We start from the raw sequence: 14,921 nt of genomic DNA on the forward strand, positions 1-14,921 counted from the left end.
CTCCTCCTCCGAAAACCTCTCCCTCGGCGTAGGCGCCTACCTCATCCACGTCTGGGATCCTTCCTCCGAACGCCTCCTGCACTGCTGGCGCGCCTTCTTCTCCGACTCCCTGGTCTGGTCTCCTGACGGCTCCCTGCTCGCTTTCAGCGGACCCCAATCCCTCGAGATCCGCTCCGTCCTCACCGGCCAGCTCCTCCTCCAGCTCCCTCTCGCCACTCCCTGTGCCTGGTCTCCCGACGGCTCCCTGCTCGTCTCCTCCTCCGACTTCTCTGTCGATCTCTGGCCTGTCGGTCGATTCCTGGCGGCCTGGCAGGCTTCTCCTACCTGATCATCAAGCCTCCTCGCAAGAGAGGAGAGGCTGGTGGAGAGCCTCCCTCCCTGACCTGGATCTCCCTCTCCACCAGCCCGCGTTCTCCCTTAAACTACTCAAGCTGTACAGGAAGAATGATCATTTCCATGGGACAGCCTCCAGCAGCTGAGCGAGATTCAGTCGAAACAGCTGCCCACCCGGGCCTCGCACCATGCCCCTGAGCATTAACCGGATTAGTTGCCAATCTTACCCCTCAACGAAGCACATAAAAAAGGCCGGAAGCCAGAAAGGCAAAATGCAACCATAAGAGCAGACCTTTAATCGCTCTCCTGGACAGAGAGAAGAGGAGTAATCAGATATAGCAACGGAGATTCAAGCAGAGCGGGTAGCCATTTGTTCTCACTGCCAGAGACAATCCTGCAAGTTGGAGAGACAAGTCAGGAAAAGCACTCCACAGCATCCCACCTGGCAACTATTTCATTTATCGATCTGCTATGCTAAACTCACCAGAAGATAGATCAATGAGAATATTACCAGCAACGTCTAGGGAGGAACTTATTGATCTACCTCAAAGCGACAATGGCAATGGTAGAAGAGCAACACACAGTCTGTCCTGTCCAGATACGGACAGCGCACAACTAGAGGACACATCCATGAGCGACCTGATCATCTTTGACCCGGCGAGCCTGCAGCAGGTCTCGCAGCATATCTCCTCGCAGACAGAGGCTCTCAAGCGGCAGACCCCCAGCCTGCTAGATCAGATCGATGCTGTCAGCCAGCAGCTGCCCCAGCCGCTCTACGATCAAGCCTTCTGGCAGATCAAGCGCATACAAGCCTTTCTGGACCGCTCAATGGAGATTCGCGATCGCCTGAGCACCTTCCTGCAGTTAGCTGCCAAGGCGGCCGAGCAGCTTGATCAAGAGATGGCCCAGACCTTCGGAGACCACCCCACCTCCGGCTAACCCTGATCAGATCTGCGGAAGGAGTGCAGGATGAGTCGCATCGAGTTTCAGAATCCGGTCATGCTCTTCGCCGAAGAGCTGGCCCGCCCGCTAGAGGAAGTGGCCCATCACTGGCGCGCACTTGCCAGCCAGCACGCCGAGGCTAATGACCTTCTTCTTCAACAGAGCCAATCGTTAACAAGTGTTCTGGGCAATCGCGCCTCCGTCGCGTTCGGAGGAACAGTCGTCAAGCAACACCAGTACACAAAAAACATTACGGACTCAATCAGGCAGTTAGCCGATCTCCACGAGCAAGGCGCACAGCTCGTGCGCGATGCTGCTCACCTGACCGACTCCCTCATTGGCCCCTATCTCACCCTGGTAAACCACATCATGGATCGACTCACGCCGGACCTGATCGTCCGCGAAGGGGAGTCACCCATTCACGCCGTCTGTGAGGATTTGCGCCGAACCGTTCACGAGATAGAGCGGACTGGAGGCCAATTCTTCAGTGATATCTTCCACCTCCACTTCAGCGCTGCCCTCACCGATGTCCAGCAGGAGGCGTCCGAGCTAGGCCACCTGGTTGGCGACGCACTGGCTGCTCTGGCAGCCGTCGAGCCGGTGCTGGCTCGCTGGGCCGCTCAGACCCAGGAAGAGGTTTTTCGCATCTTTAACCAGGGCGACCGGCTCCTCAATAGCATCATCGACCAGGTCTTTGGCATCAGTGACATCATGGGATCGGTGGCCATTCTCTGTGATCCCAATGCCTTACCCCAGGAGCGAGCGATGGCCATCGGCATGATTGCCCTGACGGCAGTCCTGGATATCACCATGTTCATCCCCGGTGCCGATATCGGCTCCCTGGCGATGAAGGGGGTCTTCAAACTGGCAGAGAAAACTCTCCTGAAGGACCTGTTGGAGACAGGGGTGAAGGACCTCCTCGAGAAAGGTCTACAAGAAGGCCTCTCGAAGCTACTAGGCAAGGCAGGCCCGGAGAGCGAGCACCTGCTCGACAGGCTCTTCAGCGGAGCCGAGGGCAAGGAAGCCACCAGGGTTGAGGAAGAGCTGATCAAAGATGATGCTAATGGTATAATTCACCTTGAGGGCGATGGCCCTCCGGGTAGGGGGAATGGCCTTCCCATCGGAAATGATGATAACCCCGGCTGGAAGTCCGCCCGGATGAACCCGCAGCAGATTCGCTATACACAGAGCACAATCAGGAGTCGGGGCCCGGGCTATACCGTCATGGATAATATCCAGGCAATTCGCCAAGGAACCTTGAATCCAGACGACTTACCTCCCATCCACGTCTTCCAGAAGACTCCAGAGATGAATAACTGGGGTCCTCTCCGGGGTCCTCATCCCCGCCGCGGTCCCTTCACAGGCAACCCAACTAACCTGGAAGATGGCCAGTGGTATACTCTCGATAATCGTCGTCTCTATACCTTCAAGGAGGCGAATGTAGAGGAGATCACTGTGCTCGTCCCCGATCTCGATACCAGTGATCAAGCCTTGAAAGACATACACGACCAGCGTTGGAAGTTCACCACTCCTAATAGAGGACAATCCGTCGATCTAAGATAAAACAAGAGGAGTGAAGCCTATCCTGACAGGCATGGGGAGGTACACTATGCTCGTGCTCGCCGAAAATCTCGTTCCTGTCCCCATCGAACTGGCCTCCTGGCTGGGCCTGCAGCGCTCGCAGGCTCAGGGCTGGCATTACTTAACCTTCGACCCGCCGCTCTACGACGCCTGGGATGTGCTCGGTTACCGCACCTTTGACGGCTCTTCCCCTCTTTTCATAGAGTTGCGCCTCTTGCATATCGATCTTGAGTGGCTCCCTTCCCCGGCGTCACTCTCTACTACCAGTGGCAGCCATCCCTCCTCTTTCCAGGCTGAGCAAGAGGCCGATGGGTATCTACGGCTGAATCCCCCACGCCTGGCTCTGCTGACTGGCTTTTTGGAGCGACTGCTCGCAGACGGGTCGACAGCCCAGGGTGAAGCCGACCTGACCAGCTTCTCTCCTCTTGGACGCGATGAGCTGCGCTTCTGGCACTTGCATGCTTCTCTCCTCGCTTATGAGCCCGAGATTCCTGCCTCCGCTGGTCCTCTGACCGCCCGTCCCTACTGGTACCGCTATGACCCTGAGCCTGGGGTCCGCTCTCGGGAAAGCCTTCCAGAGGGCCAGCGTTTGGTTGCCATACCCTGGTGGTCTCCCAGCGATGCGACTGGCGATCTCGATCATCTCGTGTTCACGCGCGTCTATCCTGAAGACCTGGGCAAGCCCACTTTCGAGCTAGAAGACTCCTCCCAGGGACGAGGCACGCTCGGCTTCAGCCAGGCAGGTTTGCGCGCACTCCTCGAGCTGCTCCACGCTCGCCTGGAGCGGCTGGGGCTGGCCAGCCGCCCACCGGCTTTTAGCCCTCTCTCAGAGCCTGCCACAGCCTCTTTCTCGGGAGATGGTCGGGAGCTTGCCAGCCCTCGCCTGCTGGGAAGCGCTGATCTGACAGCGGCGCTTCGCAGCGGGAGGCTTACTCCTGATGACCTGTTGCCCATCCGTGTCTTTCGCAAGGTTCCAGAGATGGATGCCTGGGGTCCGCTTTCCCGCGGCGGCTTGCGCGGAGACCCTGCCTATCTCGACAATGGAGCATGGTATACACTCGACAACCGGCTGCTCGCCGCGCTCAAGCAGGCCGGCATAACCGACACACCTGTCCTGGCCGCTGATCCGAGCGAGCTGGGAGCGGCCGGCCTCCGCCGGGTGTTCAGAACGCTCAAGTGCGAGCGCTGGAAGTTTGGCCGTCCACAGTAGCATTATCAATCAGGGCAGCGCGGCGTGGCCAGGCTGTAACCTGCCGGGGCCGACTTCTCGGTCCCGGCAAGAAAGGAGCATAGTCACAGCATGAACCAGGAAGAACAACTTGATCCCCTTTCCTCCGATGATATTGCCTTCTTCAGATTAGACCGCTCGCAGGCCCAGGGCTGGCGCTATCTGATTTTTAGCTCATCCCTTTATCTGGCGCATATAATGGACTGGACGGCTGATGTAATCGGCTACCGTCTGCTGGGACCCGCCAGTCCGCTCTTCGTCGAGCTTCGGCTCCTGCATCTTGACGAGGACCTCTTTGACGACGATCCCTCAGATCCCACATCGCTCTTCCTTCCAGAACAGGAAGGAGCTGGCTATCTCGCGCTTTCTCCTCACCGCCTCATGCTCGTTGTAGACTTCCTGGAAGGTCTTCTGCAGGAATCCGTCGCTTCACTTCCTTCCGCCCCCCTGTTCCATCCTCTCAGCTCTGAGGATCTCAAAGCCTGGCGGCTTGATCCCCTCTTCTTCCCCAAAGACCAAAACGGACAGCCATCACCCCCTATCTGGTATCGCTATGAACCAGAAGAGTCTGTCCGTCCCCTCGAGACCCTCCCCGAAGGGGTGCGCATCGTCCAGCTGCCTTCCTACGGCCCTGGGAAGACGAGCTACCGCCATGGCTATGGCGACTTTAGCTTGCGCTTCACCCGTGTCTATGAGACAGATCTGCACGATCCCTCCTTTAAGCTGGCAGATTCTTGTTGGGGCCGGGGAACCCACGGCTTCAGTCGCGCGGGCCTGCGCCAGTTCGTTGGGCTACTCAAAGCCGGCCCGGCCCGCGCCTGAGCCGCCATCGCTCTCCCCTGGTCAGACGGAAAGCCTTCAGCTAAAGCAAGGAGCCGGCCAGTGAGAGCTGGCCAGCCAATCCGACTCGTCTCGTGGCCGGGTCGACCAGTCGCAGCGATCAGGCGCCTTGGCCCACTTTCACCTCTAACAGCGCCACTGCAGCGATCTCCTGCAGGCTTGCCTTGAGGGGCGCCTTGTCCTGCGAGCAAGCAGGCGAGGCGGAGAGCAGCCTCAGTCCCCTCACCCCAGGCACTAACGAAATTCTAACGTTCCTCCCACACTCTTCTAACACAGCCTATGGCATCATATGTACCGTGGGGAGGTGTACCACCGCAGAGCGAGCGAACCAGGCCACGCACAAGACGACGCGAGAGAGCAAGCATCCCGGGGATCTGCGTAGCTAACATGGAGGTGTGCCATGCCAGTTGAAACCCATAAGGAAACGCTGGGCTTTCAGGCGGAAGTCAAGCAATTGCTTGACATAATGATCCATTCGCTCTATAGCAATAAAGAGATTTTTCTACGCGAGCTGATCTCAAACGCATCAGATGCCATTGACCGCCTGCGTTTTGACGCGCTTTCCAATCCTGACCTCTACGAGCGCGATGCCGACTTCAAGATCCGCGTTTCGTACGACCGTGACGCCCGGACCATTACCGTCAGCGACAACGGCATCGGTATGTCGCGCGAAGAGGTCGTGCAGAATATCGGCACCATCGCCAAATCGGGCACGCGCGAATTCTTCCAGTCGCTGACCGGCGACCAGCGCAAAGATGCCATGCTCATCGGCCAGTTCGGCGTTGGCTTCTACTCCTCCTTCGTCGTAGCCGATCGCGTCACCCTGCTGACGCGGCGCGCCGGCCTGCCCGCCGACCAGGGCGTGCGCTGGGAATCGGACGGCCAGGGATCCTACACCATCGAGACCATCGAGAAGCCGACCCGTGGCACTGAGGTCATCTTGCATCTGCGCGAAGGCGAAGATGAACTTCTCAACGGCTACCGACTGCGCTCGATCATCCGTAAATACTCGGACCATATCCAGTTGCCGATCGTCATGAAGGTCGAAGGGAAAGACGAGGAGGAGGTTGTCAACAAAGCCTCGGCCCTGTGGGCTCGCCCCAAGAGCGAGATCAGCGAGCAGGAGTATAAGGACTTCTACAAATACATCTCGCACGACTTCGCCGATCCACTGGCCTGGGTCCACAGCCACATGGAAGGCACCCACGAGTATACGCTCCTGCTCTTCATCCCCTCGCAGGCGCCTTTCGATCTGTGGCTGCGCGAGCGTCACCACGGCGTCAAGCTCTACGTGCGCCGTGTCTACATTATGGACGATATCGAAAACAAGCTCCTGCCGCGCTACCTGCGCTTCGTACGCGGCATCATCGACTCGGATGACCTGCCGCTCAACGTCTCGCGCGAGATGCTGCAGCAGAACCGCCTGATCGACACCATGCGCGCTACGGCCACCAAAAAGATCCTTGGCCTGCTCAGCGACATGGCCGAGAAGGAGCCGGGCAAATACGCTATCTTCTGGCGCGAGTTCGGGCGCGTCCTCAAGGAGGGCCTGGTCGAAGACAAGGCCAACCGCGACCTCATCGCCCGCCTGCTGCGCTTCTCGTCAACCACCAGCGGCCCGGAGCAGAGCGTCTCGCTGGAGACCTACATCTCGCGCAAGAAGGAGGGCCAGGACAAGATCTACTACCTGCTCGCCGAAAGCTACGAGGCCGCCAAAGACAGCCCATTGCTGGAGATCTTTAAGCAAAAGGGCGTCGAAGTGCTGATCTGGACCGATCCCATCGACCACTTCGTGCAGCACGAACTGCAGGAGTACAGTGGCCTGCCCTTCCAGTCGATCGCCCGCGGCGAGGTCGACCTGAGCAAGCTAGAGGACAAACAGGAGCAGGAGGAGCGCCAAAAGAGCGCCGATGAGGCGCGCGACCTGCTGGAGCGCTTCAAGAAGGTGCTCAGCGACAGGGTCAAGGACGTGCGCACCACCACGCGTCTGACCACCTCGCCCGCTTGCCTGGTGGTCGATGAGGGCGGCATCGACCCGAACTTGAAGCGCCTGCTACAGGCCGCTGGCCAGGCCGTACCCGCCGATAAGCCGATCATGGAGATCAATCCGCAGCACCCGATCATCACACGCCTGCGCCACGAGCAGGACGAGGAGCGCTTCGCCGACTGGGCCTGGGTGCTCTTCGACCAGGCCGTCCTTAGCAGCGGCGACCAGCTAGAGAACCCGATCAGCTTCGTCAATCGCCTCAACAACCTGCTTACGCGCCTCGGCGCAGAATGAGGCCACCTTGCCCATCCGCCCCAGCGCCCCGGCGCCCACCATCTCCCAGCCCCGGCCCGCATGGTGGGCGCCCCGCGGCCTGGCCTCACGACTCCTTCTTGCCCCCTCTCCCTGCACCTCCCCCACAGTTCTGGCGTCGCAGCACGGCCACCCAAGCCCGAGCTGGTGCAGCAGCGCCTCCAGCTCGCTCCAGCAGAGCCGAAGCCAGCCGTGGGGGTTCAGTCCCGTTGGCATCATCGACGTACAGCTCACGCCCCTTCAGACTCACAGGCACCTTCTGCGCTCTACCGGCCAGCCGCAGGAGCACCCACCTCCGCTCCGGCCCGACGAGGGCCTTCCTCATCGGAAAAGGTCCCCCATGCCCGGCCTTCCGGCTCCTGCCTGGCCTGGAGCGCCTGGAAGCTGGTCTTCATGGTCCCCGCCCTCTCGGCGGCCCCGGGCAGCGCGACCCGGCAGGAGACCCCCCCCTTCTGCCGACAGCGCCCCTCAATGCCCCGAGCAACTCATGCTCGCTCTTGCTCGCCGCGCAGGATCGCACTCGCACTATCGCAGCGCCTGGAACAGAGGGGACAATCTGACGCAGGCCAGGCGCCTGGCGCCGCCCTCTCAGGGCCGGTATCGTCAGCACGCCATGTTCCCAACGTTAAGCGCCTGCAATAAAGCCCCATCAGCGCAGCGCCTCCGCCCCACTCTCTTCGGCGCTCCCTACGCACGCAGGCAGGAAGATACGGACCGCCTATCCTGGCCTGGCCATCCGCTGAGCCTCACCCCCTCTTCTCACTGCAGGTCAGAGAGGCCAGCATCGGCAGTACCGGAACCGTTACACCGCCCGGTTGTATTTACGGACAAGTGATGTTAAACTGAACACTGAACGGAGCCAGAAAACCGCTGAGCTGGTCAACAAAAGGAAGACATCGCTTGCTGCGCAAAGATCGCGTCTTTGAAATCTTGCGCGCCATGTGTGCGGAGGCCGCTGCCGCCCCCGAAGGCACGGCGCTCAGGCGCAAGCGAGGGTTCAGCGCCGAAGAAGTCGCGGAACGCGCCGCTATCGATCGCACCAACGCCAGCCGTGACCTCAACCAGTTAGCCCAGGAGGGGAAGGTCGAACGCATTCCGGGCCGCCCCGTCCTATTTGCCGTCAGGAGCCTCTCCCCGCGACCGTCATCGTCGTCGGTCGGGCCACAGCCGGCACGGGAGTCGCAGCAGGTAGAGGCCGTCCCTCGTCAGCCGGACCTGCCGAAGCTGCTCAGGCCCGAGGCACCCAACAAGCTGCCGGTAGTGGTGGCCTCCATGCAGAGCGGAGCCGTTGTCACCAGTTTTGAGACGCTGGTCGGCAGCGACGAAGGGCTGAAAGTTGCCATCCAGCAGGCCAAGGCGGCCATGCTCTACCCACCGCATGGGCTGCACACGCTCATCTGCGGTCCCAGCGGCGTGGGCAAGACCACCTTTGCCCGCCTGATGCACGCCTTTGCCATTGAATTCGGGGCCTTGCCTCCCAACGCCCCCTTTGTCTCCTTCAACTGCGCCGACTACGCCGGCAATCCCCAACTGCTGATGGCCCACCTCTTTGGTGTGGTGCGCGGCGCCTACACCGGAGCCGAGCGCGACCGTCCTGGCCTCGTCGAGCAGGCGAACGGCGGCATTCTCTTTCTTGACGAGGTCCATCGCCTTCCGCCCGAGGGGCAGGAGATGCTCTTCTACCTGATGGACCGCGAGCGCTTCCGTCGCCTGGGAGACGTCGAAGAGCGGCAGGCCAGCATTCTGCTCATCGCCGCCACCACCGAAGACCCCAACGTCACCCTGCTGCCCACCTTCCGTCGGCGCATCCCCATGCTCATCACCCTGCCTGGTCTGGCCGAGCGCACCATGCAGGAGCGCTACGCCCTCATCCGTGCCTTCTTCACCACGGAATGCAGCAGCATCGGAGCCAACATCCACGTTGAACCCCAGGTCATCCAGGCCCTGCTGCTCTATGAATGCCCCGGCAACATCGGCCAGCTACGCACCGACATCCAGCTCCTGTGCGCTCGCGCCTACCTCGACTATCGCACCCACAACCTGAGCGAGCTGCACGTCGACGTCAGCATCCTGCCCGACCATGTGCGCCGCGGCCTGCTGCGCACCGCCGAGCTGCAGCGCTCGCTAGAGCCGCTGCTCGATGTCCTCAAGGTCACCCACATCTTCACTCCGACCGGCCTCAGCCTCGACGTGCTGCCGCACTCGGCGCGCGACCTCTACGAGACCATCAGCCAGGAGGTGCGCGCCCTGCGCCGCAGCGGCCTGACCGACAGTGAGGTCAACCGCCTGCTGCAGCTCGAGATCCAGCACTACTTCCAGCGCTTTGCTGACGAAGTAACGCGCGCCCGCCAGGAGGCGGCTCCCCATCTGGTCGACGAGCAGGTGGCCGCCGCCTGCCGCGCCGTCGTCGACTACGCCGCCCAACGACTGGAGCGCGACCTGCCCGAGAAGCTGGCCCTTGTCCTGGCCATGCACGTCACCAGCACTCTGGAGCACCTGGCCCGTGGTCACCAGGTGCCCGCCTCGGTCATCGAATCCGTCGCCGATACCTATCCGCGCGAATATGAGGTAGCGCGCGCCGCCCTGAGCCAGCTACGCCATTCGCTCCAGGCTCCTCTGCCCGACAGCGAGGTCGATGTCCTGGCCGTGCTCCTCGCCCATGCCGACAGCCTCCTCAGCAGCGAGCAGCCGGGCGTCGGCATCGTGGTTGCCGCCCACGGGCGCGGCATCGCGGCAGGGCTGGCCGAGCTGGCCAATACCCTGGTCGGTGTCAGGACCGTGCGCTGGGTTGAGCTGTCGCTAGAGCAGTCTCCCGACGAGCTGGTGGCTCAGGTAGCGAGCTGGGTGCGTGTCGCCGATCAGGGAGCCGGCGTTCTACTGCTCGTCGACTTTGTCTCTCTGCTCTCGCTGAGCGAGCTGGTTGAGCAGCAGACCGGCGTTCGCGTGCGCACGGTCTCAGACGTCAGCGCGCCGTTAGTCATCGAGGCGGTACGCCGCGCCCAGCGCTCGCGCGACCTGAGCCTCGACCAACTGGCCGAGAGCCTGACCCTGACGCGCGCCATCAGCAGCCGCAGCGGGAGTCGCGAGCGCCACACCGAGCCGCTAGCCACCGCCAGCCTGGCCAGCTCCAGCCGCAGGGCTGGGCGCGTGATCCTCTCGGTCTGCCTCACCGGCCTCGGCAGCGCCGGCAAGATTGCTGAGCTGATCAGCGAAGCGCTGCCCGGCTTGCACGAGCAGGGCATCGATATCCTGTGCATGGACATTACCCTGTCCTACAAGACACGCGAGGACATCCAGCAGCTTGTTGGTAACCGCCAGGTGATCGCCGTTGTGGGCACCATTAATCCCCATCTGGACGACTATCCCTTTATCCCGCTGACCGATCTGCTCTTCGGCGACGGCCTGGCCCGCCTGCGCACCCTGCTGGGCGAGACGCTTATCGATCCAGCCCTGTTGCAGGCCGGACGCGAGCAGGGGCCAGCCTTCACGACGCCGCTGACTCTGCCCCTGGTCAGAGCGATGGGAGCGGACCAGGTCCCCCCAGAGACGCCTGCTGGTAACGGCGACGGCCATGGGGCTTCTCCCGGCCAGGTTCAGCTTTTCTCGCGCCGCGCCGACCTCGTGCGCCAGCTCACAGAGACGCTCAGCCAGCGCATGGTTTTCCTCAATCCTGCGCGCGTCATGCCGCTGCTCGACCGCATGATCGAGCTGATCGAAGTCGAGGTCGGAGAGAATTTTCCGATGGAGGTCCTGGCCGGGCTGATGCTTCACCTGGCCTGCATTCTGGAGCGAGGCATTCCCTATAAAGGGATGCTGGTCAGCGAGTCAGTACGCCGCCTGGTCGAACAGCAATTTGCGCGCGACCTCTCGATCTGCCGTCATGCTCTACAGTTGCTCGGCGAGCAGGTAGGGCGCTTCCTCCCCGACGAAGAAGCCTACAACATTGTCTGTATCCTGCGCCAGCTCGATATTTTCGCCGCTCGCTCCTGACTTCTGCCTTCATCCCCTCACCCAGTCAGCCTGGCAGGAGGGCGAACCTGCCGGGCGGCCAGTGTGCAGGGCGGGCCTGCGCCATCTCCCCTGGAGCTACGTATAATAAGGGCAAAAGGGAGTAGAGTGCCAGGCGTCCTTAGTTAAGCAAGCGAGAGAAGGGAGCCAGGGGCGTGCCCGTGGCCGGTGGACCAGGCAGGCGGAGCAGCCGGGTTCTCCGCCAGCAAGCAGCGATGCAGGCCAGGGTGGCCCAATGTGAGGCAGCGCCAGCCTCCCGTCAGCCCACCCACCGCCTCCAGCCAGCAGGCAGGCGAGCCGCCCCACGAGTGTGCTATCTGTGCTACACAGATTTCTGGCATAGTTCTTGCAAGTAGAGAAGAGTGACCCCGCAGCGCGGTGGTAGGTCTCCGGGTTGGCCGCCCGACCAGCCTGCTTGAAGAGAGGGAGCTGGAAGGAGAGAACCGGCTACCAGCGTGCGGCGGGAAGGAGCGAGCATGATCCGAGTCCTGATTGTCTGCAGCTGGGGCATGTCCACCAGCCTGCTGGTGGAAAGCATGCTCGAAGCGGCAGCGGCACGTAACTACACACTCAGCGTTGAGGCTTTGAGCGCCGGGGAATACATGGACCGGCTAGACGAGTGCGACGTAGTGCTCATCGCTCCGCAGATTCGCCATCTGCGCAAGAGCATCGAGAAGCTGGCGCAGGAAGCCGGCAAGCCTGTGGCATTGATCGAGCCATTTCACTATGCGACGATGAACGGCGAGGCCGTGCTGGAGCAAGTGCTCTTGCTCCTGCAAGAGATGCAGGAAGGTCAGGCACAGCCATGAACGCGATGATCGAGAAGAGCAGCGCCTGGTTCGAGCGCTATCTGGTACCGCCGCTGAGCGCGCTAGCCAGCAACATCTACCTGCAGGCGATTCGCGACGCCTTCATTATCTTCACGCTCCCGCTCATCATTGCGGGCAGCATCTTTCTGATCATCGCCAATCCACCCATTCCGGCCTTTGCCCAATTTCTGCAGGCCCATCCTGGCATTCAGAACGCCATTTTGGTGCCCTTCAACCTTTCCTTTGGGCTAATGGCCCTCTTCCTGGCCTTCGGCGTCGCCTACAGCGTCGCCCAGTATCGGCGCACCGAGCCGGTTCAGCCGGGCGTGCTGGCGATGGTGCTCTTCCTGGTGGCCAGCATCCCTGTGACCAACCTCAACAGCCTGACGCTGGGCACCATTCTGCCCTACCTCGGCGGTCAGGGTCTGCTCATCGCCATCCTGATCGGCATCCTCACCAGCGAGGTCATGCGCTGGTTCCGCAGCTCCCGCTTCACCATTCGCCTGCCGAAGAGCGTGCCCGCCAACGTCAAGCGCGCCTTCGAGGCCCTGGTGCCCGCCGTGCTTTTGATCACGGCCATCTGGCTGCTCGAATGGTTCGTCAGCTCGCATACGGTGACGACCACCGATAGCAGCGGGCATCGCGCGACGCTGCAGTTAACGCTGCCGATCCTGCTGATGAAGGTCTTTGAGCCGCTGGTGGTGGTGCAGGACAGCTATCCGGCAGCTCTACTGGAGATCATCCTGATGATGCTGCTCTGGTCGGTGGGTATCCACGGCATGAACATCGTGACGGCCATCGCGGCCCCGTTCTGGTTCAGCACGCTGGCCGCCAATGCCGCCGCCGGTCCGGCCCACGCCCACGGCATCGTTACCGAGCCGTTCTTCCATATTTTCGCTCACCTGGGCGGCTCAGGCGCCACCTGGCCGCTGGTGATCTACATGCTACGCTCGCGCTCGGCCCAGTTGCGCACCGTTGGCAAGGTGGCCCTGGGTCCGGCGATTTTCAATATCAACGAGCCGGTCACGTTCGGGGTTCCAATGGCGCTCAACCCGCTGATGATGATCCCCTTCGTGCTGGTTCCCGTCACCATCGTCACCATCAATTACCTGGCCTTCTCTTTCGGCCTGGTCCATGTGCCGATGGTGATGCAGCCCTTCACCGTTCCCGTCGGGATCAGCGGGTTCGTGGCTACCGGAGGCGACATTCGCGGCAGCCTCCTGCAGTTCTTCGACCTCGCTGTTTCCGCTGTACTCTACTATCCATTCTTTAAAGCCTGGGAACGCATCTTGATCGCCCGCGAGGAGGCGGCTGCTCGCAGCGAGAGCGAGCGCGCCGCTGCGCCCGCCGCCACCGCGGCCAGCGGAGCCCGGCGCAGCGCGCTGAGCCGCTAACGCCAGCGGCAGCAGCGCGCTTCCCAGCGTGGCGAGATGAAAGGAGGTCGGTTGTCTCTCTCCTGCGCTCTCGCTGGAGACGTATGAGCACACAAACGGACAAACGCATGAGCATCACCAATGTGCTCATGCCCACGGTTCGCCGCCGCCCTCGAGTGGTCCGGCAGGCAGGACCGTGGAAGCAGCCGACGCCGGCTCCATCCACCTACCCCCTTGGGGGTTGGGGGGAGTCATTTGCAGAGAGGCAGGCCGCTCAGGTCAGCAAGCACTCCGCCGGGCCGGACCTGTCTCGCGACCGGGGCAATGAATGCTACAGATCTCATGGCATTGAGTTCTCTACGAAAGGATAGGGTGCGAACAATGCAGTTATTTACACGGCAAGGTCGATTGGTAGCTGTGGCAATCGCTCTGCTGCTCTCTTTCGTGCTGGCCGCCTGTGGCAGCGGCGGCGGCGGGAGCAATACGACGACCGCCGGCGGCAACAATGGCAAGGGATGTATGAAGATCGGCATCCTGCTGCCGGAGACCGCCACCTCAGAGCGCTGGGATGCCAAGGATAAGCCGGCCCTGATTAACGGCATCAAGGCTGCCCTCCCCGGGGCGACCGTTGACTACAACAACGCCGAGGGCAATAAGGACGAGCAGCTCAATCAGGCCGAGGCCGACCTGACACGCGGCGACTGCATCCTGGTGGTAGGTGCTGTCGATAGCGATGCCGCAGCCGCCATCGTGCTTAAGGCCAAGCAGCAGGGGGTTCCGGTCATCGCCTACGACCGTCTGATCCAGTCCAAGGATCTCTCTTACTACGTCTCCTTTGACAACGTGCGCGTCGGCTACCTGCAGGGCCAGTACATCGTCCAGCATCATCATAAGGGCGACCGCGTGGTGATGATCAACGGCTCGCAGACCGACAACAATGCCATCCTCTTCCGCCAGGGCGCGCACCAGGCCCTTGATCCGCTCTTCCAGAGTGGCGAGTTGAAGCTGGTCTATGAGACCTACACGCCTGGCTGGGACAACGATACGGCACGCACCGAGATGGATCAGGCCCTGACGGCCAACCAGAACAACATCCAGATCGCCTATGTGGCTAACGACGGTATGGCCAACTCGGTCATCGCCGCCCTCAAGGCCCAGCATCTCGACAAGAAGGTCCTGGTCACTGGCCAGGATGCGACCGTCGCCGGCATCCAGAACATTCTGACCGGCGAGCAGGCCATGACGGTCTACAAGGCCATCACCAAGGAGGCCAACGCCACCGCTCAGCTTGTGGCGGCGATCAGCAAGGGCCAGGATACCTCTTCTCTGGTCAACGGCCAGACCAAGACCAAGGACGGCGGCAACATTCCGTCGGTTCTGGAGACCCCGGTTGCCGTCGATAAGTCCAACATCGCTTCAACGGTTCTGGCCGACGGCTTCGTCACCAAAGAGCAGATCTGTCAGGGCCTCCCGGCTGGCACCGGCGGCATCTGCTAGCGTTTCCCTTT

At 61.7% G+C, this 14,921-nt stretch carries 10 protein-coding genes; all 10 read left to right on the forward strand.

The window, feature by feature from the left end; all coding sequences use genetic code 11:
• A partial coding sequence (locus tag ACFMO7_RS07255) for a hypothetical protein (RefSeq protein WP_376794855.1) occupies positions 1-328 on the forward strand: 328 nt, incomplete at its 5' end.
• 635 nt (positions 329-963) lie between these two features.
• Positions 964-1,272 carry a hypothetical protein gene (locus ACFMO7_RS07260; protein ID WP_376794856.1) on the forward strand — a complete coding sequence of 103 codons (309 nt, stop codon included), beginning with the start codon at positions 964-966 and terminating at the stop codon, positions 1,270-1,272.
• A gap of 30 nt (positions 1,273-1,302) precedes the next feature.
• Positions 1,303-2,838 carry a hypothetical protein gene (locus ACFMO7_RS07265; RefSeq protein ID WP_376794857.1) on the forward strand — a complete coding sequence of 512 codons (1,536 nt, stop codon included), beginning with the start codon at positions 1,303-1,305 and terminating at the stop codon, positions 2,836-2,838.
• Between the two features lie 46 nt (positions 2,839-2,884).
• Complete coding sequence (locus tag ACFMO7_RS07270; RefSeq protein ID WP_376794858.1) at positions 2,885-4,066, forward strand: hypothetical protein; 1,182 nt, start codon at positions 2,885-2,887, stop codon at positions 4,064-4,066.
• Positions 4,067-4,156: 90 nt separating this feature from the next.
• Positions 4,157-4,906 (forward strand): hypothetical protein, encoded by a 750-nt coding sequence (locus ACFMO7_RS07275; protein WP_376794859.1) that lies wholly within the window; start codon positions 4,157-4,159, stop codon positions 4,904-4,906.
• A 418-nt stretch (positions 4,907-5,324) separates the two neighbouring features.
• Positions 5,325-7,205: a molecular chaperone HtpG gene (htpG, locus tag ACFMO7_RS07280; protein ID WP_376794860.1), complete on the forward strand. Its 1,881-nt coding sequence runs from the start codon at positions 5,325-5,327 to the stop codon at positions 7,203-7,205.
• A 918-nt stretch (positions 7,206-8,123) separates the two neighbouring features.
• A complete protein-coding gene (locus ACFMO7_RS07285; RefSeq protein WP_376794861.1) occupies positions 8,124-11,213 on the forward strand; it encodes a sigma 54-interacting transcriptional regulator in 3,090 nt (1,029 codons plus the stop codon).
• Between the two features lie 494 nt (positions 11,214-11,707).
• Complete coding sequence (locus ACFMO7_RS07290) at positions 11,708-12,040, forward strand: PTS sugar transporter subunit IIB (protein ID WP_376794862.1); 333 nt, start codon at positions 11,708-11,710, stop codon at positions 12,038-12,040.
• Complete coding sequence (locus tag ACFMO7_RS07295) at positions 12,037-13,434, forward strand: PTS sugar transporter subunit IIC (RefSeq protein ID WP_376794863.1); 1,398 nt, start codon at positions 12,037-12,039, stop codon at positions 13,432-13,434. Before ACFMO7_RS07290 ends, ACFMO7_RS07295 begins: the two co-directional genes overlap by 4 nt.
• 360 nt (positions 13,435-13,794) lie before the next feature.
• The gene (locus ACFMO7_RS07300; RefSeq protein ID WP_376794864.1) at positions 13,795-14,910 is read left to right on the forward strand and encodes a sugar ABC transporter substrate-binding protein; all 1,116 of its coding nucleotides are present in this window, start codon (positions 13,795-13,797) and stop codon (positions 14,908-14,910) included.
• Positions 14,911-14,921 lie beyond the last annotated feature (11 nt).

Source organism: Thermogemmatispora sp. (genome assembly GCF_042408735.1).
Lineage (GTDB): Bacteria > Chloroflexota > Ktedonobacteria > Ktedonobacterales > Ktedonobacteraceae > Thermogemmatispora.

What these genes read in the sequence shown, in the direction of transcription:
- ACFMO7_RS07260 (WP_376794856.1), top strand. Translation starts at nt 964, where the DNA reads ATGAGCGACCTGATCATCTTTGACCCGGCGAGCCTGCAGCAGGTCTCG.
- ACFMO7_RS07265 (WP_376794857.1), top strand. Translation starts at nt 1,303, where the DNA reads ATGAGTCGCATCGAGTTTCAGAATCCGGTCATGCTCTTCGCCGAAGAG.
- ACFMO7_RS07270 (WP_376794858.1), top strand. Translation starts at nt 2,885, where the DNA reads ATGCTCGTGCTCGCCGAAAATCTCGTTCCTGTCCCCATCGAACTGGCC.
- ACFMO7_RS07275 (WP_376794859.1), top strand. Translation starts at nt 4,157, where the DNA reads ATGAACCAGGAAGAACAACTTGATCCCCTTTCCTCCGATGATATTGCC.
- htpG (WP_376794860.1), top strand. Translation starts at nt 5,325, where the DNA reads ATGCCAGTTGAAACCCATAAGGAAACGCTGGGCTTTCAGGCGGAAGTC.
- ACFMO7_RS07290 (WP_376794862.1), top strand. Translation starts at nt 11,708, where the DNA reads ATGATCCGAGTCCTGATTGTCTGCAGCTGGGGCATGTCCACCAGCCTG.
- ACFMO7_RS07295 (WP_376794863.1), top strand. Translation starts at nt 12,037, where the DNA reads ATGAACGCGATGATCGAGAAGAGCAGCGCCTGGTTCGAGCGCTATCTG.
- ACFMO7_RS07300 (WP_376794864.1), top strand. Translation starts at nt 13,795, where the DNA reads ATGCAGTTATTTACACGGCAAGGTCGATTGGTAGCTGTGGCAATCGCT.